Annotated in this window: 25 protein-coding genes and 1 pseudogene; 12 read left to right on the top strand and 14 right to left on the bottom strand. The window is 71.9% G+C overall.

Annotated features, from left to right (window positions below):
* Window positions 1-90 precede the first annotated feature (90 nt).
* Window positions 91-945 (top strand): NAD-dependent protein deacetylase, encoded by an 855-nt coding sequence (locus K7G61_RS32880; protein WP_225850816.1) that lies wholly within the window; start codon window positions 91-93, stop codon window positions 943-945.
* Between the two features lie 118 nt (window positions 946-1,063).
* Here the strand turns inward: K7G61_RS32880 and K7G61_RS32875 are convergent, their stop codons facing one another.
* The 3 genes from K7G61_RS32875 to K7G61_RS32865 all read right to left on the bottom strand — a co-directional run bounded on the left by K7G61_RS32875 (window position 1,064) and on the right by K7G61_RS32865 (window position 2,842).
* The gene (locus K7G61_RS32875) at window positions 1,064-1,576 is read right to left on the bottom strand and encodes a tetratricopeptide repeat protein (RefSeq protein WP_225850796.1); all 513 of its coding nucleotides are present in this window, start codon (window positions 1,574-1,576) and stop codon (window positions 1,064-1,066) included.
* A gap of 91 nt (window positions 1,577-1,667) precedes the next feature.
* Complete coding sequence (locus K7G61_RS32870; RefSeq protein WP_225850795.1) at window positions 1,668-2,201, bottom strand: hypothetical protein; 534 nt, start codon at window positions 2,199-2,201, stop codon at window positions 1,668-1,670.
* A 104-nt stretch (window positions 2,202-2,305) separates the two neighbouring features.
* Entirely contained in the window at window positions 2,306-2,842 is a 537-nt protein-coding gene (locus K7G61_RS32865) for a MarR family winged helix-turn-helix transcriptional regulator (protein ID WP_374204321.1), read from the bottom strand.
* A gap of 207 nt (window positions 2,843-3,049) precedes the next feature.
* Here K7G61_RS32865 and K7G61_RS32860 point away from each other — a divergent pair, with 207 nt between their 5' ends.
* From K7G61_RS32860 to K7G61_RS32835, 6 genes are all read left to right on the top strand, one after another.
* The gene (locus K7G61_RS32860) at window positions 3,050-4,765 is read left to right on the top strand and encodes a chloride channel protein (RefSeq protein ID WP_225850814.1); all 1,716 of its coding nucleotides are present in this window, start codon (window positions 3,050-3,052) and stop codon (window positions 4,763-4,765) included.
* A 414-nt stretch (window positions 4,766-5,179) separates the two neighbouring features.
* Window positions 5,180-6,181, top strand: coding sequence for a PP2C family protein-serine/threonine phosphatase (locus tag K7G61_RS32855; protein WP_225850813.1), 1,002 nt, complete (start codon window positions 5,180-5,182; stop codon window positions 6,179-6,181).
* Window positions 6,182-6,384: 203 nt separating this feature from the next.
* On the top strand, window positions 6,385-6,936 hold the full coding sequence (locus K7G61_RS32850; protein ID WP_225850794.1) for a GNAT family N-acetyltransferase: 552 nt from the start codon (window positions 6,385-6,387) through the stop codon (window positions 6,934-6,936).
* A gap of 165 nt (window positions 6,937-7,101) precedes the next feature.
* Window positions 7,102-7,464, top strand: a complete 363-nt coding sequence (locus K7G61_RS32845) for a helix-turn-helix transcriptional regulator (protein ID WP_225850793.1) — start codon at window positions 7,102-7,104, stop codon at window positions 7,462-7,464.
* On the top strand, window positions 7,448-7,969 hold the full coding sequence (locus K7G61_RS32840) for an SRPBCC family protein (protein WP_225850792.1): 522 nt from the start codon (window positions 7,448-7,450) through the stop codon (window positions 7,967-7,969). Before K7G61_RS32845 ends, K7G61_RS32840 begins: the two co-directional genes overlap by 17 nt.
* A complete protein-coding gene (locus K7G61_RS32835) occupies window positions 7,969-8,634 on the top strand; it encodes a dihydrofolate reductase family protein (protein WP_225850791.1) in 666 nt (221 codons plus the stop codon). The genes K7G61_RS32840 and K7G61_RS32835 overlap by 1 nt, the downstream gene beginning before the upstream one ends.
* Window positions 8,635-8,741: 107 nt before the next feature.
* Here the strand turns inward: K7G61_RS32835 and K7G61_RS32830 are convergent, their stop codons facing one another.
* Entirely contained in the window at window positions 8,742-10,310 is a 1,569-nt protein-coding gene (locus tag K7G61_RS32830; protein ID WP_225850790.1) for an endo-1,4-beta-xylanase, read from the bottom strand.
* A gap of 1,009 nt (window positions 10,311-11,319) precedes the next feature.
* Here K7G61_RS32830 and K7G61_RS32825 point away from each other — a divergent pair.
* From K7G61_RS32825 to K7G61_RS37150, 3 genes are all read left to right on the top strand, one after another.
* Complete coding sequence (locus K7G61_RS32825) at window positions 11,320-11,568, top strand: hypothetical protein (protein ID WP_308190780.1); 249 nt, start codon at window positions 11,320-11,322, stop codon at window positions 11,566-11,568.
* Window positions 11,569-11,707: 139 nt separating this feature from the next.
* Window positions 11,708-12,394 (top strand): DUF3761 domain-containing protein, encoded by a 687-nt coding sequence (locus K7G61_RS32820; RefSeq protein ID WP_225850789.1) that lies wholly within the window; start codon window positions 11,708-11,710, stop codon window positions 12,392-12,394.
* Window positions 12,395-12,589: 195 nt separating this feature from the next.
* Window positions 12,590-13,039 carry an SSI family serine proteinase inhibitor gene (locus tag K7G61_RS37150; RefSeq protein ID WP_225850788.1) on the top strand — a complete coding sequence of 150 codons (450 nt, stop codon included), beginning with the start codon at window positions 12,590-12,592 and terminating at the stop codon, window positions 13,037-13,039.
* 272 nt (window positions 13,040-13,311) lie between these two features.
* Here the strand turns inward: K7G61_RS37150 and K7G61_RS32810 are convergent, their stop codons facing one another.
* The 4 genes from K7G61_RS32810 to K7G61_RS32795 all read right to left on the bottom strand — a co-directional run bounded on the left by K7G61_RS32810 (window position 13,312) and on the right by K7G61_RS32795 (window position 16,178).
* Window positions 13,312-13,848 carry a hypothetical protein gene (locus K7G61_RS32810; RefSeq protein WP_225850787.1) on the bottom strand — a complete coding sequence of 179 codons (537 nt, stop codon included), beginning with the start codon at window positions 13,846-13,848 and terminating at the stop codon, window positions 13,312-13,314.
* A gap of 151 nt (window positions 13,849-13,999) precedes the next feature.
* The gene (locus tag K7G61_RS32805) at window positions 14,000-14,719 is read right to left on the bottom strand and encodes a hypothetical protein (RefSeq protein WP_225850786.1); all 720 of its coding nucleotides are present in this window, start codon (window positions 14,717-14,719) and stop codon (window positions 14,000-14,002) included.
* A gap of 15 nt (window positions 14,720-14,734) precedes the next feature.
* Entirely contained in the window at window positions 14,735-15,598 is an 864-nt protein-coding gene (locus K7G61_RS32800; protein ID WP_225850785.1) for an alpha/beta fold hydrolase, read from the bottom strand.
* Between the two features lie 163 nt (window positions 15,599-15,761).
* Window positions 15,762-16,178: a TetR family transcriptional regulator C-terminal domain-containing protein gene (locus K7G61_RS32795; protein ID WP_225850784.1), complete on the bottom strand. Its 417-nt coding sequence runs from the start codon at window positions 16,176-16,178 to the stop codon at window positions 15,762-15,764.
* Between K7G61_RS32795 and K7G61_RS32790 the strand changes: the two genes are divergently transcribed.
* Window positions 16,177-16,593 (top strand): YceI family protein, encoded by a 417-nt coding sequence (locus tag K7G61_RS32790; protein WP_263985144.1) that lies wholly within the window; start codon window positions 16,177-16,179, stop codon window positions 16,591-16,593. The genes K7G61_RS32795 and K7G61_RS32790 overlap by 2 nt on opposite strands.
* Before the next feature lie 186 nt (window positions 16,594-16,779).
* Here the strand turns inward: K7G61_RS32790 and K7G61_RS32785 are convergent, their stop codons facing one another.
* From K7G61_RS32785 to K7G61_RS32770, 4 genes and pseudogenes are all read right to left on the bottom strand, one after another.
* Window positions 16,780-18,168: an NAD(P)/FAD-dependent oxidoreductase gene (locus K7G61_RS32785; protein WP_225850782.1), complete on the bottom strand. Its 1,389-nt coding sequence runs from the start codon at window positions 18,166-18,168 to the stop codon at window positions 16,780-16,782.
* Window positions 18,169-18,486: 318 nt separating this feature from the next.
* Window positions 18,487-18,742 (bottom strand): annotated as a pseudogene (locus tag K7G61_RS32780) (alpha/beta hydrolase); the annotation flags it as partial.
* Window positions 18,743-18,803: 61 nt separating this feature from the next.
* Window positions 18,804-19,082, bottom strand: a complete 279-nt coding sequence (locus K7G61_RS32775; RefSeq protein ID WP_225850781.1) for a WhiB family transcriptional regulator — start codon at window positions 19,080-19,082, stop codon at window positions 18,804-18,806.
* 243 nt (window positions 19,083-19,325) lie between these two features.
* Entirely contained in the window at window positions 19,326-19,778 is a 453-nt protein-coding gene (locus tag K7G61_RS32770; RefSeq protein ID WP_225850780.1) for a helix-turn-helix domain-containing protein, read from the bottom strand.
* A 45-nt stretch (window positions 19,779-19,823) separates the two neighbouring features.
* On the opposite strand from K7G61_RS32770, the gene K7G61_RS32765 reads away from it, so the two are divergent.
* Window positions 19,824-22,550 (top strand): AAA family ATPase, encoded by a 2,727-nt coding sequence (locus K7G61_RS32765; protein ID WP_225850779.1) that lies wholly within the window; start codon window positions 19,824-19,826, stop codon window positions 22,548-22,550.
* Window positions 22,551-22,775: 225 nt separating this feature from the next.
* Here the strand turns inward: K7G61_RS32765 and K7G61_RS32760 are convergent, their stop codons facing one another.
* Both K7G61_RS32760 and K7G61_RS32755 read right to left on the bottom strand, forming a co-directional pair.
* Entirely contained in the window at window positions 22,776-23,645 is an 870-nt protein-coding gene (locus tag K7G61_RS32760; RefSeq protein WP_225850778.1) for a helix-turn-helix transcriptional regulator, read from the bottom strand.
* An 828-nt stretch (window positions 23,646-24,473) separates the two neighbouring features.
* The coding region (locus K7G61_RS32755) for a hypothetical protein (protein ID WP_225850777.1) at window positions 24,474-25,003 on the bottom strand (530 nt) is incomplete at its 5' end.

Here is a 25,003-nt window from a genome sequence, read left to right as displayed (position 1 = left end):
GCGTACGCTGGGGCCATGGATTCGCGCCCGGCAGCCGCTCCCGCGTCCCCCACCGGCCGGGTTCCGGGCGCCGCGGCCGCGGGTCCGTGGATGTCGGCCCCGGCAGGCACGCCGGAGGCGCTCACCGCGCTGGTCTCGGGGCGGGGAGTGGTGGTGCTCAGCGGCGCGGGACTGTCCACCGAGTCCGGTATCCCCGACTACCGGGGGAGTACGGGCAGCAGGCGGCGCGGCGCCCCCATGACCTACCAGGAGTTCACCGGCAGCGCGGCGGCGCGGCAGCGCTACTGGGCGCGCAGCCACCTCGGCCTGCGGACGATCACCGGCGCCCGTCCCAACGAGGGCCACCGGGCCGTGGCGCGGCTGGCCGGGGCCGGATTCGTCTCCGCCGTCATCACGCAGAACGTGGACGGCCTGCACACCGCCGCGGGCACGCCCGACGCGGTCGAGCTGCACGGCAGCCTCGCCAGGACGGTCTGCCTGGACTGCGGCGCCCGCAGCCCGCGCGCCCGTCTCGACGAGCGCCTCGACCGGGCCAACCCCGGCTTCCGCGCCCTCGCGGCGCGCACCAATCCCGACGGTGACGCGGTCGTGGCGGACGAGGACGTCGCGCGGTTCCGCGTCGTGGACTGCGAGAGCTGCGGCAGCGGGACGCTGAAGCCCGATGTGGTGTTCTTCGGCGAGAACGTCCCGGCGCACCGCGCGGCGCGCTGCTACGAGTTGGTCGAGGCCGCCTCGGCGGTGCTGGTGCTCGGTTCCTCCCTGGCGGTGATGTCGGGGCTGCGGTTCGTACGTCACGCCGCCAAGCGCGGCACGCCCGTGGCCATCGTGAACCAGGGTGCGACCCGCGGCGACACCCTCGCCGCGTTCCGCCTCGACCAGCCCCTGGGCAAGGTCCTCACGCGGCTGGCCGACGACCTGCGGTGTCCGCCGCAGACGGCCGCGTAGGCACGACCGTCTCCGCCGACCGTGCCCTTCGACCGTGCCCGGAGCAGGATCGCGCCGGCCCGGTCGACGCATGCGGGCTCCGACGCGCGGCCCGAACGTCCCGGTGGGCGGTTGGTTCCTACTCGGGTCGGCCGTCGGCGAGCCACTGGGCGAGGCCGCGCAGCCCGGTCGCCCACCGCCCCAGGTCGGTGGCGTCGGCGTGCTCTGTGACGACGGTGAGCAGTTCGGCCACCGCCTCGTCCGGCCGCCGGGCCTCGTTCAGGGTCAGGGCGCGGAAGACACGTACGGAGTCGGAGCCGGGGAACTCCTCGCGGGCGCGGTCGAGCACGGCCAGCGACTCGTCCAGCTCGCCCAGCCACCTCAGGGTGCTGGCGTACTGGCACAGGCACCGGCGCAGGACGTCACCGTCGAGGCCGAGGGCGAGCGCCCGCTCGTAGTAGCCGCGGGCGGTCTGCTCCTGGCCCGCGGAGTCGTAGGCGCCGCCGACTTCGTACACCAGGACGGGGTGGTCGGGGTGTTCGGCCAGCAGCGCCTCGAAGTAGGCGATCGTCGGCGCCATGTTCGCCCGGTCGCGCCGCTCGTAGCCCAGTCGGATCGCCTCGGCCAGTTCGGGCGTCACTTCGATCGCCATTGCTGCGGCCCCCATGCCATGTGTCCGGTCCCAAGATCGACGCACTGTATCGCAGCCCGCCCCGCGCACTCCCCGCCGCCCGGCCCGGCGGTCAGGAGGATGCCTGGACCACGGCGTCGAGGTGGACGAGTCCCGCGACGCCGAATTCGAGCGCGAGCGGGAGCGTGCGGGACGCGGTGACGCCGTGGACCGCGGTGAACCGGACGGTCGGGCCGCTGCCTCCGAAGGTGACGGTGCTGCCGGGGCGGAAGAGGATTCCGGCGCTGGTCAGGGAGCCGCTGCTCGCGCCCGTATCGCCCTGGATCGTGCCGCGTCCGCCGCCGGGGGTGGCGACCATGTCCAGGTGCTCGGGTGCGGCGCCCGCGTTGTGGACGGTCATGGTCAGGGTGCCGTCACCGGAGGCGTCGAGGTGGACGGTGGCCCGGGTGATGCCGAGGTCGATGCCTGAGACGTGGACCTCGGCCCGCCCGGGCCGCGTCGAGGGGGCGGTCCCGCCGTTCGCCGGACGGCCGGTCGCGGTGTGCCGGTCGGTGGTGTGCGAGGAGCAGGCCGTGGTGAGGGCGGCCAGGGCGATGGACGCCGCGGCCGCTCCCAGCAGGCGCCTTCCCGGGCTGGTTCGAGTCATCTTCGCATCATGCCGACGTTCGCCGTGGCAGTCGACGCCGCCCCCCCGCGCCGTCCGCCTCCGGGAAGGGACGACCCTCAACTGTCGATGTTCACGGCCGCTGTTCACCAGCCGACGTCGGTGGCCGGCTTGCGGCCGGCGAGGGGTTCGTCGCCGGCTCTGGCGAACGCTTCCAGGGCCTTGACCAGGCCGCTGCGCCGGCTCGGGGGCATGGCGGCGACGATGCGCGCGATCTCGGCGCGGCGGCTCTCGGTGGCCCGGCGGACCGTGCCGCGGCCCTTGCCGGTGAGGGTGATGAGGATCTCCCGGCGGTTGACGGGGCTGGGTGCGCGTTCCAGCATGCCCGCGGCGGCGAGCCGGTCGACCATGCGCATGGCGGTGGAGGGGATGACGTCGAGGTGCTCGCCCAGCCGGGAGATGTTCATCGCGCCGCGGCTGTCGAGGACAACCAGCATGCGGAACTGCGGCAGGGTGAGCGTCTCCTCCACCGCGGCGAGCGACCGCGCCGAGACCGACATGAGGAGGCGTGAGGCGGTCAGGACGGCGGTGACCACGTCGTCGGCCACCTCCTCGTGAGCCGCGTCGGCCGACGTCTTGTCCGCGGCGGGTGGCTCGACCTGGGTCGGTGCGGGCTTGGCCATTACTCCTTTCTACAGCCTCGCACCGGACCCGCGGCGCCGCCGCGGGTCCCCACCGCATTTTGCACAGGGCAAGAGCGTGTATTGCATAATGCAAACATGCCGCCTCGTACCACGTCTCGCGAAAGCGTTCCCCCCGTCCCCTCCCTGCGTGTGCGCACCGGGATACCCGCGGCCGTCACCGCGCTGCGGGAGGCGAAGGGCGGGCTGCTGGTCCTGGCCCTGCTGGTGGGTTCGGGTGCCGGGCTGGGCGCGATCGCGTTCCGGTGGCTGATCAGCACGTTCACCCGTCTGCTGTCGGGACACGCGGACTATTCCGCGGCCGGGCATGCCGCCAACGCACACGTACCGTGGCTGGGGCGCTGGTTCGTCCTGCTCGCACCCGTGCTGGCCGGACTGGTGTACGGGCCGCTGGTGCAGCGCTTCGCCCGCGAGGCGCGCGGCCACGGGGTGCCCGAGGTGATGTACGCGGTCGCCCGCCGGGGCGGCCGGATCGCCCCCCAGGTCGCGGTGGTCAAGTCGCTGGCGTCCGCGCTGTGCATCGGCGGCGGCGGGTCGGTGGGCCGCGAGGGGCCGATCGTGCAGATCGGCTCCGCCCTCGGTTCCGGGCTCGGCGGAGCGCTGAAGGTGGCCGAGGACCGGATGCGGGTACTGGTGGCGTGCGGTGCCGCCGGCGGTATCGCGGCGACCTTCAACGCACCCCTTGCCGGGGTGTTCTTCGCGATGGAGCTGATCCTGCGCGACTTCACCGCCGAGTCGTTCGGCATGGTGGTGCTGGCCTCGGTGACCTCCAGCGTCATCGGCCGGGCGGCCTTCGGCGACCACCCCTTCCTGCACCCGCCCACCTTCACCGTCACCCACCTGTGGGACTACCCGCTCTTCGCCGCCCTCGGTGTGCTCGCCGGGGCGGTGGGCGTCGGCTTCACCCGTGTCCTGTACGCGGTGGAGGACGCCTGCGACCGGGCCTGGCGGGGACCGGAGTGGGCGCGCCCGGCGGTGGGCGGGCTGCTGCTCGGGCTGCTGCTGCTGTTCCTGCCGCAGATGTACGGGGTCGGCTACCCCGTGCTGGAGAACGCCGTCGCGGGGCACTACGTCATCGGCTTCCTCCTGCTGCTGGTGGTCGCCAAGGCAGTCGCGACCAGCCTGACCATCGGCATCGGCGGCTCCGGCGGGGTCTTCGCGCCCTCGCTGTTCATGGGCGCCGCCTTCGGAGCCGCTTACGGCGCCACCGCCCACCACCTGGCGCCGGGCGTGGCCGGCCCGGTCGGCGCGTACGGCCTGATCGGCATGGGCGCCGTCTTCGCCGGCGCGGCGCGCGCGCCCATCACCGCCGTGATCATCATGTTCGAACTCACCGGCGAGTACTCGATCATCCTGCCGCTGATGACCGCCATCGTCCTGGCCACCGCCGTCAGCCGCGCCCTGTCCCGCGACACGATCTACACCCTCAAGCTCCGCCGCCGCGGCATCGACATCGACGAGAAGCCGACCGCGCCCGCCCCGCTGGCCGGCCTGCCCGTGCGCGCCGTGATGGAGCCCCTGCCCGCGCCCCTGGACGGGGCCCTTCCGCTGGCCCGGGCCGCGACCGCGCTGGCCCGCTCCCCGCACGGCACGCTGCCCGTGGTCGCGGCGGACGGCACCTACCTGGGCACCGCCACCGCCAGAACCGCCGCCGAGACCCTCGCCGACGGCGCCCACGACACGGCGGCCGTCGGCACGATCGCCCACCTGCCACGGTCCGTGGCGGCCGAGGCCGACCTGTCCACCGCCCTGGACGCCCTCGTCACCGCCGAGGGCGCGGGTCTGCCCGTACTCGACCAGGCCGAGCGGCGACTGGTCGGCTGGATCACCCACCAGTCCGTACTGACCGCCATGCACGCCACCACCGCACCACGGCCGGTACAGCCGCGGCCCCCCGCCTCCTGACCCGCGCTGCGCCGAAGCCGCCGGGCGGCGGCACCCATGGACGTCGCCTCGGCCTCGGACAAGCGGCGGAGCGGTCCGCCGGCCGGTCGACCTCCGCGGCGAGGCGTTTACGCCGCTGTGCGCCGCTCACCGCCACTGTGCGCCGCTGACCGCCGTTCGCGGAGCCCCTTGTGCCCCCGCGCCCCGCGCGCTTCTCGTGCGATTACCACGCTTTCGGGTGCTTGGTGGAAGTTTCACCGGATGTCCGTGCCGATCCGGCCATTATTGGTTCTACTGCTGGGGACGCGGCGAGCGGTCGCCGAGCCCCTTTGTCGAGCACCATCTGTCGAGCACCAACCGAGGCACCGGAGTCGCACCTTGGCGGAGTCGGACGGGAACAGCCTTCGTCTGCTGTCGGCTCTGCCGCTGGCCGTGATGGGTCTTCTCACCGTCGTGGAACTGTCGGCCGGCCCGCGTGCCGGTCTGCTGCCGTTGCTGTCGCTGGGACCGGCGTTCGCCGGGCTGGTGGGCGGCCTGCGCAGGACGGCCGCCATCGGGGTCCTCGCCGTGGCCCTGTGCGTCCTGCTCGGCGCCTACGACGGCCTGTTCCCCGGGCGCGGCTTCCTCGCCCTGGCCTGCGTGGCGGGCGTGGGCGCCGCCGGTCTGGCCGCCACCGCGCTGCGGCAGCGGCGCGAGGCCGAACTCGCCTCCGTCCGGTCCGTGGCCGAGGTCGCGCAACGCGTGCTGCTGCGACCGGTTCCGCGGCGGGCCGGGCATCTGCGGGTCGCCGTCTCGTACACCTCCGCCGCGGCCGAGGCGCGCATCGGCGGGGACCTGTACGAGGTCGTCACCTCGCCCGGCGGCGCCCGCGTCATCGTGGGCGACGTGCAGGGCAAGGGCCTGGAGGCGGTGGAGACCGCGGCGGTGGTGCTCGGGGCGTTCCGGGAGGCCGCTCCCGACGAGCCCGACCTGTCGTCCGTCAGCGCCCGGCTGGAACGGGCCCTCAACCGCCACCTGTCCGGGGAGGAGTTCGTCACCGCCGTCCTCGCCGAGATCAGGGAGGACCGGACCGTCACGCTCCTCAACTACGGCCATCCCGCCCCCCTCGTGCTGCGCGCGGGCGGCACCGTGACGTTCGCCGAACCGCCGGAACCCGCCCCGCCCCTCGGGCTCGCCGGCATCGCCCCGAAGGGCCCCGTCCCCTTCCAGCTCGCCCTGTACCCGGGCGACCAGGTCCTCCTCTACACCGACGGGGTGTGCGAGGCCCGGGACCGCAGCCAGGGTTTCTATCCGCTGCGCGACCGGGCCTTCCTCCTCGACAACCCCGACCCGGACGCCGCCCTCGAAGCCCTGGGCAAGGACCTGCAAAAGCACGTCGAAGGCCCCCTGGGCGACGACGCCGCCATGCTGCTGCTCAGGTACCGCCAGCACGACTGACTCCGGCGCCGCGGCCGCCCCGCGGGCCGGCCGAGGTGGACCTGCGGGAAGTCGGAGGCGTCGACCGCGTCGCCGCGGTCGATCACGTCGTCCCGGCGAGCGTGCCCGCGGGCGCGTCGGCCGCCCGCAGCGTCTCCTCCAGCCCGGTGCGGCGGACGGCGGCCCGGCCCGCCGGCCCGCCCGTACCGGTTAGGTTGGCCGGTATGAGCGACCCCAGAGGCCTCGCCTGGCCGCCCGCCCCGATCAGGACCGAGCGGCTCGTCCTGCGCGAGTCCGAGGCCCGGGACCGCGCGGTGGTCGTCGAGCTGCACGCCTCGCCGGAGGTGGGCACCTACCTCGGTGGCCCGCGGCCACGGGCCGAACTCGAACGCACGGTGCCCGAAGTGCCCGGACGGCGGCCCGGCTTCTTCGTGGTCGAACTCGACGGAGCGGCGATCGGCACGATCCAGCTCGACCCGCACGCCCCCGAGCTCCCGGGCGGCGACCGCCGCCGGGAATTCGGCGGGACCGAACTCGGCTACCTGTTCCTGCCGGAGGCGTGGGGACACGGGTACGCCACGGAGGCGTGCGGGGCGGCACTTCGCTGGTTCGCCGGCGCGCTGCCCGGTGAACCGGTCGTGCTCTACACGCAGACCGCCAACGCCCGCTCGATGCGCCTGGCCGCGAAGCTGGGGTTCACCGAGGTGGAACGCTTCGAGGGGTACGGCGCCGAGCAGTGGTTCGGCGTGCGGCCCTCGCTCACCCCGGCCGTCTGAACCCCGCCTGCCCGAGCCCGCCTGCCTGAACCCGCCTGCTTGAACCAGTCTGCCCGAATCCGCCCGCCTGGCCTCTCCCGCCGACCCCGCCCGATCCGCCCGTTCGCCCCCCTCCGCTCGAACCGCCTCGCTTGACGCATGCCGATATGGGCATACGATGAGGTCATGGCACGAGCGGCGACGACCTCGGATGCGTTCAACGCGATAGCCGAGCCGCAGCGGCGGGAGATCCTGGCGCTGCTGCGCGGTGGCGAGCGGCCCGTGACCGCACTTGCGCGGGACCTGGGGATGAGCCAGCCGCAGGCGTCCAAGCACCTGCGGGTGCTCCGTGAGGTCGGGCTGGTGCGGGTCCGCGAGGCGGGCAAGCAGCGGCTGTACGGCCTGGACGCCCGCGGGCTGCGACCGGTCCACGAGTGGGTGGGCGGCTTCGAACGGTTCTGGAACGAGACCTTCGACCGGCTGGACGAGTACGTGCGCGACCTGGAAAAGGCAAGGCAGGAGGAACCACCGGATGACGACGACGAGTAGCGGCGGCGGGCCCGACCCCACGACCGCGGGACGCGAGATCCTGATCTCCCGGTCCATCGGCGCATCGAGGGAGTCGGTGTTCGAGGCGTTCACGCGGGTCCGGCACCTGTCGCGGTGGTGGGGACCGGAGGGGTTCACCACCACGACGCGCTCCTTCGAGTTCCGCGCCGGCGGGGTCTGGGACTTCGTGATGCACGGGCCGGACGGGACCGACTACCAGGAGTGGATCACCTGGACCGAGATCGTCCGGCCGGAGCGGATCGCGCTGGTGCACGGCGAGTCCCGCGACGACCCCAACGCCTTCGAGTCGGTCCTGACCTTCGAGCCGGCCGGTGAGCGGACCCGGATCGTGATGCGCACGGTGTTCCCCACCAAGGAACTGCGCGAGGAGGCGGTGCACAAGTACCACGCGATCGAGGGCGGCGAGCAGACGCTGCGCCACCTGGCCGCCTACGTCGCCGAACTCGCCGGCGGCACAACCACACCGATGGGAGCGGAGGACTGATGGCCGGCAAGGTGTTCTTCAGCGTGACGATGTCGCTCGACGGCTTCATGGCACCCGATGCCGTGCCTGTCGCGGACGTGTTCTCGCCCGAGGGGCAAAACGACCCGAGGGTGCGGCAGTGGATGGCGAAGTGGTCGCAGCTGCAGGCGTGGCTGTTCCCGCAGCGGTTCTTCCGGGAGAACTCCAAGCTCGGCGAGGGCGGCGAGGAAGGACTCGACAACGACGTCGCCCGGGCGACGTACGAGCGCACCGGCGTGAGCATCATGGGCAAGCGCATGTTCGACGCAGGCGAGCTGGCCTGGCCGGAGGACGCGCCGTTCCACACGCCGGTGTTCGTCGTGACCCACACCGAGCGCGACCCGTGGGAGCGGCCGGGCGGCACGACCTTCCACTTCGTCAACGACGGCATCTCCAGCGCGCTGGACCGGGCCCGCGAGGTCGCCGGCGACCGCGACATCCGCATCGCCGGCGGCGCCGAGACGATCCAGCAGTACCTGGACGGCGGCCTGGTCGACGAGTTCTCGATCACCCTGGCGCCGGTGCTGTTCGGCACCGGCATCCGCTTGTTCGAGCGCGTGGACCCCGCCCGCCTGGCCCTCGAACAGACCCGTACGGACGCGTCGTCCCGGGTGACCCACCTGAGGTACACCGTCAAGCAGCGGTGACCCGCCTTCCCGCGTGGGGCGGGACTCCTTCGTAGGCGGCCGACCCGTCCCTCGCGTCCGGCCCCGCCCCGATCCCCACGGGGGCGGGGCCGCGCGTTTCGGGCGGGTCAGTCCTTGATGAGGTCGAACTCCTCCCAGGGGCCGATGGCGGTGCGGTTGGCGATCAGGGCCGAGGAGCCGGCGTTCTCGGCCGTCACGTAGTCGTTGTTGGCGTGGGACCGCAGGCTGACGCTGCCGTCGGCGTTGTTGACGAGGTCGAACTCCTCCCAGGGGCCGATGGCGGTGCGGTTGGCGATCAGCGGCGAGGAGCCGGCGTTGTCGGCGGTCACGTAGTCGTTGTTGGCGTGGGCGCGCAGGCTGACGCTGCCGTCGGCGTTGTTGATGAGGTCGAACTCCTCCCAGGGGCCGATGGCGGTGCGGTTGGCGATCAGCGGCGAGGAGCCGGCGTTGTCGGCGGTCACGTAGTCGTTGTTGGCGTGGGCGCGCAGGCTGATCACCGACGGCGAACCCGGCGGGGGCGAGGTGGGCGGAGTGGACGTCGGTGGAGTGGACGTCGGAGGCGTCGAGGTCGGCGGGGTGGCGTTGCTCAGGGTCGTGACGACCGCGTTGTACGCCGGCTTGGGCTGGTAGTTGCTGTCGTACATCGTGGCAGCGCCCTGGCCGGGGAAGGTGCCGGGCACCCAGGAGTCCGCGTCACTGATGTTCCACTGCGTGATGCCCGGGCAGCGCGAGACGGCCAGGCACGCCTTGACCACGTTGGAGTCGTCGGTGCCCTGCTGCTGGAGGTTGGCGCTGCTGGCGGGCGTCGACATGCGGTCGTCGAGCTCGGTGATCGCGACGTCCAGACCCAGGTCGGCGAAACGCTGCATGTTGGCCTGCAGGCTGGAGGGGATCTGGCCGACGATGAAGTGGCTCTCGAAGCCGATCCCGCTCAGCGGTGCGCCCTGCGCCAGCAGCGTCTGCGCGAGGCTGTACATGGCGTTGCTCTTCGAGCCGATGCCCTCGATGTTGTAGTCGTTGATGTAGAGCTTGGCGTTGGGGTCGGCGGCGTGCGCCGTGCGCAGCGCGTCCGCGATGTAGGCCGCCCCGCCGCCGAAGGCGTTGTAGAACACGTCCTGGCGGAAGCTGCCGTCGTCGTTGAACGGCTCGTTGACCACGTCCCAGGCGTAGATCTTGCCCGCGTAGTGGTTCACCTCGGTGGTGATGTGGCTTTCCATCGCGGACTTCACCTGGCTCTGCGGCAGGCTGGTCACCCAGCCGGGCAACTGGGAGTGCCAGACCAGGTTGTGGCCGCGCATGCGCATGTTGTGCGAGGTGGCGAAGTTGACGAGCGTGTCACCCGGACCGAAGTTGTAGTTCCCGTTGGACGGCTCGACCGTGTCCCACTTCATCTCGTTCTCGGGGGTCAGCATGTCGAACTGGGTCCCGGCGACACCGGTCGCCGCCGAATTGTTCAGGTCGCCCTGGCCGACCGCGACGCCGAAGTAGCGGCCCTGGGCCTCGGCCAGCGACCGCAGCGTCGTGGCGGCCGACGCCGAGCCGGCCGTCGCCAGGGCGCCCGCGAGGGCGGCGACCGCGGCGATCGCCAGCACGGTGAACGAGGCGGTGAGTGCACGCGCGCGTGCGCGCTTGGGGGAGGGACGTCTGGGCCGGCCTGCGCCGATGTGCGCGTCCATCGATGTGAACCCCTTCGTCGTGGGAGGATGACCCTCCTGGTCGAAACATTCGGGATCAACTCCTGTTGTTTCGGAGGGCGGGCGCGACATTAGGCCCGCCGATAGGGGTCGTCAAGACGCTCGTCGGAGACTTTGGGAAATCGGGTGACGCACCGTCGGCTCGACGTCGCACCTGACCCGGTGGAGCGCCGAGGTGGCCCGCGCTCACCCGCCGGGCGGCCATGCCCTTCGCCGCCGGTCCTCGCGGCCGGCCGGCCTTCGCGGTCCTTGACCCCCGCCCGGGGCGCATGAGCTGAACCCCGGCTCGTTCACCAGGGAATTCATCGTTACCTGGTCGCTCCGACCGTACCCGGGACCGGCGTGAGGGCTTGGGCCGACAGGATCACGCGCCCGGTGACGGATCCCGATCCGCGCCGCGCCGAGGGGCCGGGCACAGCGGCCGGACGCGGACTCAGGTGGCGGGCAGTGAGGCGAGACCTGTCGGCGCGGACCCCGCGAGGACGGTCGAATGTTTCGAAGCAGGCGCTGAAATGGTTGGCATCTACGCCGACCGAGACCCGTACGGGAGCGGACTACGCGCTACGTGCCGGCGCCGCAGCTCGCGGCCTCACGGGGGTGACGGGCCGCTGGAGGCCGAGGCGATCGCCGGGGGACGGCACGGCGGGAGGACCGACCGCGCGGCCAGGACGCGTCACAGCGCTCGCGACGCATACGCCCTGACGTCCGCGCCCGCGTCCGCGCCCGCGTCCGCGCCCGCGTCCGGGTCGGGAAGTGCCGCGCACTTGACGCACCACCGGACGGGCTGCTGACCTGGGCGTCCGGCGGACAGACGCGGGGCATCCGCCAGGGTCCGCCTTGGCCGCCGCCCCCTCACCTCGATGGCGCACCATCGTGGACCTACTTCGCGGACTACGGCCTCGCGTTCTCTTCCCGCTTCGAGCTGTCCCAGGACGAGGCCGCCTTCCACGACCGGCACCGGGGGCACGACCTCCGCTACACGGCCTCGTACTTGGTGTACTGGCTCATCACCGCCCTGTACGGGTACGGGTGGGACGAGCGGCTCGCGCTGGTGCGCGCGTGCGCCGAGGGCGAGCGGCCCACGGGGATCACGGAAGCGGCCGCGGCGATCACCACCCGCTATGCGCGCGTCGCCGCCGTGACGTGGGACTTCTTCCGCGCGCTCCAGGAGGAGAGCCGGGAAACCCCCTACCCGCTGGAGGCGTTCCGCCTGATCGAGCGGTGGGACAGCAGCGCCTGACACGACGGGAAGGTGACGGCTCACCCTGGTCCTTCTGCCTACCAGCCAGTCATTACATCACAAAACCGTCACGTCGCCCATGTCACGGCAGCGGTACTGACAGGCTCATCCTCCCGTAAAGCACACAGGGGGGATGATCATGCGTTTTCACGCCGCCGTCGTCACGTTCGCCGCTTTACTCGCCGCGGGAGTGGCGCTCACCGGGTGTGACCCGAACACCACGGCCCACGCCGGCGGCACGTCATCGCCGGCCGCCGCCGCAAGTGGCACCACCGCTGCGGCCGCGCAGGCGCCAGTGCCCGCGCTCACCGGCCTCGGTCTGCAAACCGCTCAGGACATGGCGCAGGCCGCCGGTTTCCGCAACCTCACCTCGCACGACTCCTCCGGCGCGGGCCGTATGCAGATCATCGACCGCAACTGGAAGGTGTGCACCCAGGCCCCCGCGGCCGGGACCACCGCGACCAGTGACGTGAAGATCGATCTGGGTGCCGTCAAGCTCGACGAGTCCTGCCCGGACGACGTGACGTCGTCGCCGTCTCCTACCGCGACGGCCACCCCCGCACCGAGCACCCCCGCACCGACCACCCACCCGCCGACGCGCAAACCGATCGTCCGCCATACCGCAACCACCCACAGCGGCACCTCGGGCAGCGGCGGATCGGGCGGCTCGTCCCTGCCCACCGGTTCCACCTCTCATCACACCGAAGCGCCGGTGGCGCCCGGGGGAGGGGCCACCGCCCGGTGCAACGACGGCACCCTGTCGTACAGCCAGCACCACCGGGGCACGTGTTCACATCACGGCGGCGTCGCCATTTGGTACAAGTAGCCCGATACGTGGCCCGACGTGTGGGGTCTGCGGCACACCGTGGGCAGGGCGCCGCAGACCCCGGCTCCGGGTGTGTGAGTTCGCCGGCACGGCGTACGGGCCGGCCCGTACGCCGGATGGCTCGTTCGGGCCGTTCTCCCGCGCGCCACCGCGGTGTTCACTGGGGGCGACCCCCACAAGGCACCGGGAGGAAACGTGGACAAGAAGCTGCGCAACTCGCTCGCGACGACGGCCGCCGTGCTCGCCGCGGCGGCCGCCTCCGTCGTCCCGGCCTCGGCCGCGTCCGCCCCGTCGTCCGCTTCCTCGTCCGCCCCCTCGTCGGCGTCATCGGCCCCGGCCACCGCCTCGGCGCTGTCAAACCTCACGATGACCAAGTCGGGCGCCGTCAGCAAGCAAGTGACCCTGCAGTGCGACCCCGCCGGAGGCACTCACCCGACGCCCGGTGACGCCTGCGCCGCGCTCACCTCGGTGTACGGCCAGTTCGCGCTGCTGCCGAGCGTCCCCGGCGTCGGGTGCACGGCGGAGTACAACCCGGTCACCGTCACCGTCACCGGCTACTGGCAACTGCGGGCGGTGTACTTCAGCAAGGTCTTCAGCAACAACTGCGAGGCCGCCGTCGAGAGCAACTGGGTCTTCCGTTTCTGAATTTCCGAACCCTTCCGATACCGATACCGATACCGCTCCCGGACCCGGGCCGGGCCTGATCAGCCACGGCGCCTCCGCGTGGCGGTGTCCCGGGCAGCAGTCCGGTCATGGCCGCTCCCAAGGTACTGCCGGCGGCCCGGGCCCCCTCAGGGTGAGCGGGCCGCCGGCACCAGTTGACGCCCGGCCGATGGAGCTGCGCTGCGGCCGGATGCCGATGAGGTCGGCGTCGGACATGTCGTCGACTTGCGGGCGCACCGTCGGGACGGGACGACTCAGGGCAGGTACTTACGCACCCGAGTCCAGACGGTGAGCCGGTCCCTGTCGGGCCCCGGCGGCAGGAAGTCCAGGAGCCGGTCCAGGTGAGCCGTCATGTTCTTGTGGCGGCGAAGTTCGCCGATCCGCTCGGTCGGGAGGTCACGCCAACCGGCGGACATCGCTGCGGCCTGGCCGGGGTCGAGAGCGAGCGCTGCCAGCGTGTCGGCGGCGAGGGCTTCGGGATCCCAGTCCGCATCGGTGCCGGGACCGAGATGATCGATGATCCAGGTGCGGAGGGCGAAGTTCTGGCGCGTCTTCCGGTCCCGACTCCACGGGGTGTCGCCGGGCATACGCGTGTTGGCGTCCAAGGACAGCTTCGCCCAGCGCAGGCGGACGTGCCGTGGCTCGTCGGATCGGTAGGAGTGGGATTGCGCGACGACTCTGATGTGCTCCAGTTCGTGGCCTCGTTGCGTGCTCGTGAAGGCTTCCAGCCGGTCGACGGTCCAGGCGCTGAGATCCCGGACCGGTCGGTCGCGGTCCTCATCGTTGGTCAACGTTCCTCGTTTCGGACGACACAAGGCCGAGGTCTACGGTAGTACCTCGGCTCAGGAGCCGGTCGACCTGGTGGGCGAGGTCCGTGATGCGCTGGAACAGGGACGCGTGGCCGGCACACAGGTGGGGCATGTCGCGCAATCCCTTCTCGCGTCAGTCGAGTTCGATGTCGGTCAGTTCGATGGACACCACGAGTTGCTCGGGCACCGGGTGGTTCGCTTCGTCGCGGACGTAGATCATGCGGGTGCGTGGTACGACGATGCCGTCGATCTCGTCGAAGTCCGACACGTAGTGGGCGCCGGGGGAGCCGCCCGCGATGTCGACCTGGTAGTCGCGGCGCCGGATGAGCCCGTCGTCGTCGATGTAGAGCACCTGGTGCGGGCTGTGGGTGGCGATGGTGTCGGGATAGGTCACGTGCAGCCGCCGCCACCGGTTGCCGTTCTCGGACCACGCCTCGCCTTCCTCCGTGCGCACACCGGGCAAGGTGAGGTTGAACGGCTCGGCGGTGTAGGTCCACATGGCGTATCCGGTGAAGTACGCCAACTGCAGCGCCGTCCAGGGCGTTTCGAGGGTGTGGCCGGCGAACGAGGAGCGGGGGTCGGCGAGCACTTCCACGACGTCGCCGCCGGTGGTCTCGATGCCGACCCGCCGGGGCGTGTACGCCGTCTTCAGGTCGGGTGCGGTGAACGGCCGCAGCGACGTTCGCTGATCCTTGATCCACACGGTGATTTCGCCGTCGTCGACGATGCCGGGGACCTGCTTGATGTCCCAGATCGCCCCGCCGAAGCGCTTGTGCGCGCTGACCGACGTCACTTCCTTCCAGCGGTCGTATCCGCCGTAGGCCTGCAGTGTCTTCTCGAGAAGGTCTGTCATGGTATTTCCCTTGGGTCAGCGGCCGAGGAACTGACGGATGTGGTGGCCGAACTCGACCGGGTACTGGTCGAGGAAGCCGTGGCCGGCGTCGGCGTAGATGCGGATCTGCGCGCCGCGGATTTTCTCGGCCAGCAGGTAGCTGTTCTTCGTCGACATCATGGTGTCGTTGTCCCCGTTGGCCACCAGGGTGGGCTGGCTGATCGCCGACAGGCGTTCCGACTTCGCCGACTCCGGGATGCCCCACGTCATCAGCGCCCGGTACTGGGCGTCGCGGCAGGCGAGTGTGGTCTCGGCGTCGCGGTCCTCGGTGCGGGCGTGAGTACGTGCCAGGTATTCCCACCCGCGCCGGCTGCTCTGCTCGGACCCGGAGAAGAACAACGCGATGAAGTCCTCCGGCGCGGTCACATCGCCGCAGGCGTAGCCGTAGACGTCGTCGGACCAGCGGTGCAGATCCGGTGCGCCCTGCGGCGCCGTGCCGGCCAGTACGAGCCGGCGCGGCAGCCGGGGACGCACGAGGGCAATCTCCTGGGCGATGTGCCCGCCGAGCGAGAATCCGAGCAGATCCACGCCGTCCAGCCCCAGCGCGTCCATGAAGCGCAGGGCGTCGCGGGCCATCTCGCCGACGGTGTCGGGCGTCGTACCGGTGGACCCTCCGACACCGCGCAGGTCGACCGTGATCACCTCGCGATCGGCGGCGAGCACGTCGAGCAGGGCGGGATCCCAGTAGTCCAGGTTCCCGCGGAAATGCTGCAGCATCACCAGCGGCGGCAGCGTGGCCGAGGGCGTACCGAATCGCCGGTAGGCGAAGGTCTCGCCTGCCGCGTCGACGCGGAGGTTGGCCGCGTGGGCCGCCCCGGTGTTCTCGGTGAGGGTCGTCATCCCGCATCTCCTCATCAGTCGGTGTACAACCACCACGCTGTCCCCGGTCGGGCCGGCCCGGGTATCCCTCGGATGACTGTTACGGCTCGCCGGCGGCCGGGCCGCAGGGCCGCCACCGGTCCGGGGCCGCGGTCCGCAGTCGCGGCCGGCCGCCCTCGCCGCTTCAGGGCGCGTTCAGTCCGCCGCCGTCGGTGACGATGCTCCGCATCAGCGTCTCGAAGTGGCCGCGAACGTGCGCGACGACGTCGAAGGAGGGGTCCATGAGCCACTGCGCCGTCATTCCGTCCGCCACCGCGACCAGGGCGCGGCCCAGCGCGTCCGGATCGACGTCCGCCCTGACGAGTCCGGACTCGACGGACGCCCGCACCGCGCGGGCGTTGTTCACCCGCATCAGCTCGAACCGCCGCCGGAAGTAGTCGTGTGCCGGATGGGCGGGGTCGGTGGCCTCGCCGGCGGTCGTCGCGAACAGGCGGGTGATTCCGGGAGAGCGCACCTCTTCCCGCAGCACGTCGAGGGTGTGGTCGAGCAGCCTTCGCAGGCCGTCGGCCGCGAGTACCGCAGCGTTCTCCGTTCGCAACATGATCTTCAAAACAGTTCACGGCCGGTTCCCGATCGTGTCCGCCGAGGTCTCCGTGGACGCCGAGGGCGCCCCCCGGTCCGTCACGGCCACGCTGGACGCGGACGGCTTCTCCACCGGCCACCCGAAGCGGGACACGCACGTGCGCAGCAAGGACTTCCTGCACGCGCAGGCCCATCCGCACCTCACCTTCCGCTCCACGGCGGTCGTACCGCGGGAGCCGGGAACCTGGCTGGTCGAGGGCCACATGACGCTGCGCGGGGTCACCAGCGGAGTACATCTGACGTCCGGGTGGAGCGGAACGGGGACGACACCGCCGAAGCCGTCGCGACCACCGTGCTCGACCGGCGGGCCGCGGGACTCGGTTACGGCCCGTCGTTCCTGGTCGGCCGGAAGGTGGCCGTGCGATTCGACCTGAAGCTGCGCCGCTCCCCGGAGTAACGCGGCCCGACCCCGCCGGCTCGCCGTGGTGGAGCCGGCGGGCCGGCGCGCGGGCCGGTGCCCGGGGCCCGCGGCACACCGGCCGGCGCCCGGATCCCTCACTCGAAGCCCAGGTGCGCGTGGGGACGGCTCATCCCCCTTCCCGCCACCTCGGTCCCGCGCCTCAGTCCACCCAGCCGGCGAACAACGCGTTCAGTCCCTCGGCCATGGTGGGATGCGCGATGAGTCCGTCCCGCAGCCTGGTGAAGGGCAGGCCGGCCCACATGGCCGTCTGGACCACGGTGACAACCTCGGAGGATTCGGGGCCGAGCAGGGCCACCCCCAGGATCTCCTCGGTGTTCCGATCCACGACCGCCTTCCACATGCCCCGGGTCTCGCGCATCGTACGGGCCCGCGGGATGGCCTTGACCGGCAGCTTGGCTACCCGGATGTCGCGTCCCGCGGCCCGCGCCTGCTCCTCGGTCATTCCCACCCGTGCCAGTTCGGGGTCGGTGAACAGGTTCCACGGGACCAGGCGCCCGGTGGTGCTGCGCGTATCGCCCGCGATGTTGGCCTTGACGATGCGGTAGTCGTCCAGTGAGACATGGGTGAACTGCGGACCGCCCGTGACGTCACCCACCGCCCAGGTGTGCGGGGCGTGGGTGGCCAGGGTGTCGTCCACGCGCACGAAGCCGCGTTCGTCCGTGCGCACCCCTGCCGCGTCCAGATCCAGGTCGCGGGTGACCGGGTCGCGCCCGGCGGCCGCCAGCACGTCGTCGGCGACGAGTACCCGGCCGTCGTCGAGCGCCAGGCGCACGGCCTTCCCGTCGCGGTCGGCCTCCTTGACGTCGACGCTCGTGAGGATCTCGACACCGTCCTCACGCAGGCATTCGGTGAGCAGTCCGGAGACGTCGGCGTCCTCCCGGGGCAGCAGTCGCGGGTTGCGGTCGAGCACCGTCACCCTGCTTCCGAAAGCCGTGAACATCTGTGCGAACTCCAGGCCGACGTATCCGCCGCCGATCACCACGAGGCGCTCCGGTATGCGCTCCAGATTCATGATCGTCTCGCTGTTGAGCGGTTCGATGCCGGCCAGTCCCGGTACGGCGGGCAAGTGCGGGACGGTGCCGGTGTTGATCACGACGTCCGCGCCGCGCACCACCCGGTGTCCGCCGTCGTTCAGGTCGATCGCGACCGTGCGCTCGGCCACGAAGCGCGCCGTACCGAGGACGAGATCCATCCCGCTGTCCAGGAACTGGCGGTGGTTGAGCTCCACCATGTCCGCGACCACGCCCTCCTTGTGGGAGCGCAGTCCCGGCAGGTCGATCTCCGGCCTGCCGAGGCTAAGTCCCAGCGACTGCGCGGCGGCCGCCCGGCGGACGAGCCGGGAACTCGTCACCAGGGACTTGGTGGGGATGCACGCCACATTGATGCAGGTGCCTCCGATCATGCCGCGTTCGACCATGACGACTCTGCGACTGGCCCGCGCGAAGTCCATGGCAAGGGTCTTTCCCGCTTTGCCGCCGCCCACCACCAGCAGGTCGACGTCCTCGACGACGTTCTGGGAATCGGTCATGACTGTGCGTTCTCCTTCAGGGTGAACCGTTCGCGGACGGCGGTGACCGGACCCACCGGCCGCAGCCACCGGCCGGAGCCGATGACGGCGTACGGGCCCGGTGACCACCACGCAGCAGCATCGTCCGGCCCGGGCCGCACCGCATCCGGAAGATGACCAGTTTTCCGGCGCCGGCCGCCCGCTTCACTTGTCCGGGTAGCGCAGCTGCCTCAGGACGTCGATCCTGTCCTCGAACGGAGCCGAGGAGTCGCCACTGCCAAGGGCCCGGCGGGTGCGCCGACCGCTGTCGTCCGCGCACCGGCCGGGCCCTGAGTGCCCCAAGTCGATCCTGGGAAGGTCCGCGCGGAAGTCGGTGAACCAGGTCAGGGGTGCGGCGGAGGCGGCGTAGGAGCCGTCGGCGGCAGCGACGTCCCAGCTGTTGCGCACGGCTTCCTCGCCGATGCGGGTGCCGAGGTTGTCGCCGAGGTTGTAGAAGTCGCGGTAGAAGGCCGTGCAGTAGGCGTAGCGGTCCTTCTTGACGGTGTCGGCGATGTCCTGGAAGAACTCCAGGGGGGGCGGCGCCGTCGGGGTTGTCGGCGCCCCGCTCGGCCCGCGATCCAGAGCGGAAGTGCCAGGGTCACGCGGCCACCGTCGGGTCACCGCCCGCCGGACCGGTTTCGGTCGGTCTCCGACAGGCCGCCCCACACGCCGTACTGCTCACCCGCCGCAAGCGCCATGCCCGCGCACTGCTCCCTGACCGGGCACCCGGCACACACTTGGCGCGCCCGTTCCTCGCGCTCCCTGCGCCGGCGTCCGCGCTCGTTCGCAGGCGGGTAGAAGACCGAGCTGTCCATGCCCCGGCAGGCGGCGGAACGCTGCCAGTCCCACAGGTCACCGACAGGTCTGAGCCGGCGGGGGTAACTGGTTCTGTACATGGTCACTCACCTCACGAGCGGTCCGCGCAGTCGTGTCCGACCGAGACTGCCCCCGTGCGAGAGGCCGGCGCATCGGTCGTTTGACTGACGGGAACGAACCCGCGCGGATCCGTTCCGCCCGCGTCCGGCAGCACCGCCCCGCCGTTCCCGCCGCCCCGGCCGCCCAACGGGTCCGCTGCTCACCCCGGCACGCTGGTGGAGCGGCCGGGGCGGACGCCGCGCTGCCGTCAGGGAACGGAACGGTCAGCCGTGGTGCCGTTCCACCATGCCGACGCCGGCCGGCTGCACGCTGCTGCCGTCCGGGCTCCGGAAGCCGACGCCGACGGCTTCGCCGGTGCCGGTGTCGACGAAGTAGGAGCCGTTGCTGTGCGGGCGGGCCAGGTGGACGTGGCCCCACTGCCCCATCGCCGCCAGTACCGGTGCGAGGTCGCGCCCGGCGTCGGTCAGCACGTAGCGGCTGCGGGTGCGGTCGCCGGGCCGCTGGTAGTCGACCGCTTCGAGTATGCCCGCCGCCGCCAGTTCGGACAGCCGGGCGCTCAGCACGTCGGACGCCACACCCAGCCGCTCCCGGAACTCCGAGAAGCGTGACCGGCCGAGCATGGCCTCCCGGACGATCAGGACCGCCCACCGCTGCCCCAGCACCGCCATGGTGCGTGCGATCGGGCAGGCGTCGTCGAGCCACGGATCGGTGCGCATCGGGGTAGTATAGCTGAGTTGGTCGGCCCAAGTGAGCGTGCTAGCGTGACGAAGGTGATATTCGGGCGATCAGCGGAACTTGCCGTCATCGGCGACGCGCTCGACGCGATCTCCGGTACCGGTACGGCGCTGGTGATCGAGGGCGAGGCGGGCATCGGCAAGTCCACGCTGCTGAAGGCCGCGGCGGACCGGGCGGCCGCCGACGGGTACCGCTTGCTCGGATGCTCCGGCTTCCAGAGCCAGACCGAGGTCGGATTCGCCGGCATCCACGAACTCATCCACCCGCTGCTGGGCCAGGCCGCGGAGTTGCCGCCCCGTCAGCGGGGCGCGCTCATGACCGCGTTCGGGCTGGACGACGGACCCGCCCCCGACCGGCTGCTGGTCGGCCTAGCGGTGCTGGGCCTGCTGGAGGAGGCCGCGAGCAGGCGGCGCCTTCTGCTCGTCGTCGACGACGTGCAATGGCTCGACCAGTCCTCCTTGGACGTCCTGGCCTTCGTGGCCCGCCGCCTGACCAACGCGCCCTTGATGCTGCTGTGCGCCGAGCGGGCGGACCTCGGCGGCCCGGCGGTGCGCCTGGAGGGGGTGCCCCGAGTGCCGGTGGGCCCGCTCCGGCTCGACGACGCGCGGCAACTGCTGGCGCACGCGTTGCGGCAGTCGCCGCGCGAGGTGGACGCGTACCTGCAGCAGCGACTGCTCGAAGAGGCGAACGGCAACCCGCTGGCACTCATCGAACTCAGTGCCGCCCTCGGGGAGCGCTGCAGCGGTACGGTCGCCTTTTCCGGCGAGCCGCTTCCCACCAGCCGGCGTGTCGAGCGCGCCTTCCTGACCCAACTGGAGGCGCTGCCCGAGGACAGCCGCCTGCTGCTGCTGGTGATCGCGGCCGGGCACGGCTCGATGGCCGAGATCCACGCCGCCGCCCGCGGCCTCGGCATGAGCCTCGTGCGGGAGCTGGCGCCGCTGGAGCGGGCGGGCCTGGTCACCGTGGGCGGCGGCCGCATCCAGGTACGGCATCCGCTGATCCGCTCCACCGTGTACGGGTCCGCTCCGCTGTCGGCCCGAGCGACCGTGCACCGCGCGCTGGCGGATGCCGCGCCCGATCCGACCCGGGCGGCCTGGCACCGCGCCGAGGCGGCCTTCGGGCCCGACGAAGCCGTGGCGGCCGACCTGGAGCGCGCGGCCGAACGTACCCGGGCGCGGGGCGCGGGCGCAGAGTCGGCCGCGATGTTGCGGCGGGCGGCGCTGCTCTCACCCGACGTGAAGGACCGCGTACGGCGGCTGGCCGCGGCCGCGGACGTCGCACGCGGTGCCGGTCTGACGGCGGAGGCCTTCAGCATCCTGGAGGAGGCCGAACCCTTCGCCGAGGAGGACTGCGGCGCGCAGTCGTTGGCGATCACCCGCTTCGTACTGCACGTGACGGCGGCGCTGCCTGGTCAGCCGGCGCAGGAGCTGGTCGCGCTGGCCGCCAAGTACCCCCACGGCGACCCCAGGCAGCGGGAACTGCTGTGGGCGGCCGCCATCGAATGCCGGATGCACGGGCTGGCCGAGCGGCCGCGCCAGGCCGTCGCGGCCGCCCTGCGCGGCCTCGACGACGCCGGGGACGACCCGTTGACGGATGTGGCCATGGCACTGGTCGACGACGTCGGCGACGGGGTGCGGCTGCGGGAACGGCTGCCCACGCTCGTCGACAGGGCCGCCGACAGTCCTCTGCTGGCCATGTCGCTGGCCTTCGCCGCCGAGGCGGTCTCCAGCCGGACCAGCGCGCTGCGGTGCTGGACGCTCGTGCAGAACCAGTCCCGGCCGCGGAACTCCTCGGCCGACGAGTGCGAGAGCCTGCGCGGCACGGCCCACCTCATGATCCAGCAGGGCAGGATCCAGTCGGCGGTGATCACGGCGCAGAACGCCCTGCGCATGGCCGAGGACATGAACCTGCCGATGACCGCGGGATCCGCGGCGGCGATCCTGGCCCGCGCGCTGGCGTGGCAGGGGCACCCCGAGCGCGCGCGGCAGGCCCTCGACCGGGCCCGGCAACTGCTGGCGGCGGATCCCGCGATCCTGTGGAACGACGACGCGCACTGGGCGGCGGGACTGGCGGCGCTGTGCGCGGCGAACCACACAGAGGCGCTGCACCATCTGCTGCGGATGACGCAGCACCGCACAAGCCGGCGCTGGGCCGTCGCGGATCTGGCCGAGGCGGCGGCCGGATGCGATCGGCCGGACCTGGTCCGCCCGCTTGTGGCGGATGCCGAAGAGCAGGCCCGGCGGCTCGGCGCCCGGCTGGACAGCCTCCTCGTACACCGGGCGCGCGCGTTGCTGGCACCTACCGACGCCGAAGCCGACGAACATTTCCGGGCCGCGCTGGACGGGGCCGAGGGGGTCGACGCCGAGCTGGAACTCGCCCGGACCCGTCTGCTCTACGGTGAATGGCTGCGCCGGCACCGGCGGATCGTGGACGCGCGCACGCAGCTGACCACCGCGCTGACGGCTTTCGACATGGCGGGCGCGGCCCCGTTCACCGACCGCGCCGCGGCGGAACTGCGCGCGGCCGGCGGGACGGTGCCAGGAGCGGCCACGGCGGGACCCGCGGCGACGCTGACCTCGCAGGAACTGCAGATCGCGCAGCTGGCCGCGTCAGGACTGACCAACCGGGAGATCGCCGACCGGATCTACGTCTCGCACCACACCGTGGCCGCTCACCTGTACAAACTGTTCCCGAAGCTCGGCATAACAAGTCGCGGTCAATTGCACGCGGCCCTCGGTGAGGCGGCGCCGTAGGCCGGAGCTGGGCGCCCCCGGCGCTGGGGTTTGGCCATAGGTCCACTCGAAATGTCCTGATCAGTGGGTCTCGTCGATCTTCCCGCGGCCTTGACTCCCCCCGCCAGGCTTCACCGCTCCGGAGGGGGGTGGAGTGCGCGTCGGGGGTTGTGGCCGGGGACAGCCGCAGTCGCGGGGGTTCGGGTTCCCGGCGGCGTGCCCGGCCGGTCGGCGCGAGCATCGGCCTTACGAAGCGGAAACGACCAACGAGGACGCCGGACGGGCCGCCACCAGTCGGGCCAGCCGGCATTTCAGCGCATCGCGGTCGGTAACAGGCTGGTGCACGTACAACGTCGCGTCAATACCCACCAGATGCAGCTTGGTGTACTCCAGTTCTATACGTCCCAGAACCGGATGGTCGAGACGGGCCGCCGTCGGGTCGCCGACCGTCAGATCCATCTGATCCCAGTACTTGGCGAATTCCGGAACACGAGCGCGCAGGATATCTACGAGCCCCGCGAACTCCGGGCACGCCAGGCGTTCGGCGTTGTGCGAACGGAACAGGCCCAGTAACTGAGCGGCATGGTAGTCCCATTCCGGGAGAAGCGACCGCGCCCGGTCGTTGAACGTCATGAGCAGGACATTCCGATCGGCCGGCGGCAGCTCCTCGAAATACGGGTACAGCACGCAGTAACCCTGGTTCCACGCCAGGACATCGAAACGCGAGTTCGTGATCGCCGCCGGCAGCGGGTCGAGATTCTCCAGCAGGGACAGGTACGGCGGCGGAATGTCGGCCAGCCCCACAAGGCGGTGATCGGTCGGCGGCACCTCTCCGGCCAAGCGGAACAGGTGCTCGGTCTCCATCGAGTCCAGCCTCAGGGCCCGGCCCAGACTGCTCAGCACCTGACGCGACACCCGTATGCTGCGCCCCTGCTCCAGCCATGTGTACCAGGTCAGGCTCACCCCGGCGAGCTTTGCCACTTCCGCCCGGCGAAGCCCTTGGCTGCGCCGCCGTCCGCCGGTGCTGTCCACACCGGCCTCCTCCGGCGTGATCCGGTCACGGCGGCTTTTGAGGAACGACGCCAACTGATCCCTTTGTTGCCCGACCTTTTCCACGGAACGAATTTCCCCCTCGCCGTCCGTGCTCCAAGCAGAACAAGAGAAGCGCGCGTCCAGCTTAGAGCCTGCGACCCGAGTCCGACAGCCGCCGCAGTGGCCACCCGCGCCGGACCGCGCGGCTGAGCGCCGGGCCCGGTTCAGCGCACCGCGCGCCGGCGGAACTCCGGGTCGCGCGGGGCGGGCGGTACGTATCCGGCGTCCCGGGAGGACATGTTCGTGCCCGGGTGGCCTGCGCGGTTCAGGGGGTGCCAGGAGCCGGGCGGGGTGGACCGGGGGAGGGCGTGGCCGGTGGGGACAGGGAAGGGCCTCGGCCGGGGGCGGACGAGCCCGGTTCGGGGTGCGTCCCGGGCCCGGTCGCCTGGCCGGTGGGACGCGGGCCGGGATCCTCCTTGAGCCCGTCCTGCGCAGTCGGCGCGTGTGTCTGCGAGGCGGTGGGGGCCGACTTCGGGCTGGCCGTGGTGGCGGGCCGGACGGTGTGCGGGGACCTCGTGCGGGGCGTGGCGGAGGGTGTCGGCGGGGAAGCAGGTCGGGTCGGCGTTGTCGCAGGGCCGGGTGGGGCGGCGGTGGGCGAAGCGGACACGCCGGCCCCGGTCCGGGCCGGGTGGACGGCTGCCGGGCGCGGTGCGGGCGAGGACGCGGAGCAGCCGCTCACCGTGAGCACGGCCAGGGCGGTGACGCCCACGCCTGAGACCGCGACCGCCCGAATTCCCCGCATGGAGCCTCGCTTCTCCCTCGAACGCGCGCCTTCCGTACGGAACGACGGACCGGACGCGCGCAGTTGTGCCGTCGTGTGTGGGAGGGGGATTCTCGCACACCCGAGGACGCTCACGAGATGGCCCTCCAACGGGGAGCGTCAAGGTCGGGTCGATCGGGGCTGGCGAAGTGGAACGGCACGTCGAAGTGCTCGGCCAGGGCACGGCCGATCGTCGCCGCCTCCTGGGCTTCGGGCCATGGCGGAACCGAGCCGTTGAACAGCCGCATGTCACTGCCGTGCCGGATGCCCGCAAGCCGGTGCTCGGCGGGCGGATCGTCCGTCAGCGCCATCAGGTCCACACACCAGCCGTCGCTGTCGCCGTCCCACAGGGCTTCGATGGCCACTGCCCGGCCCGGCAGTGCGTTCACCTTCTCCGTCAGCGCCGGCAGGTTCAGCGGCGGGGTCGGGGAGCGCTCGAACCGTCGGCCCAGCTCCCGGTAGCGCTCCGCCACCACGTCGAGTGCCTCGTACAGGCCCGGTCCGGAATCGTCGGGGAACGCATCGCGCAGGCGCTTGACCGCCGCGAGCCGGTGGTCCTTGCGGATCAGGCCGTCAACGGCGGAGCGGTCAGTGGCGGGCAGTGCGGCCCAGAACGGGGAGT

This window comes from Streptomyces sp. HPF1205 (assembly GCF_020400825.1).
Lineage (GTDB): Bacteria > Actinomycetota > Actinomycetes > Streptomycetales > Streptomycetaceae > Actinacidiphila.
Note: the sequence above shows the minus strand (reverse complement) of the source record. Positions and strands in the feature narration are given on the sequence as shown.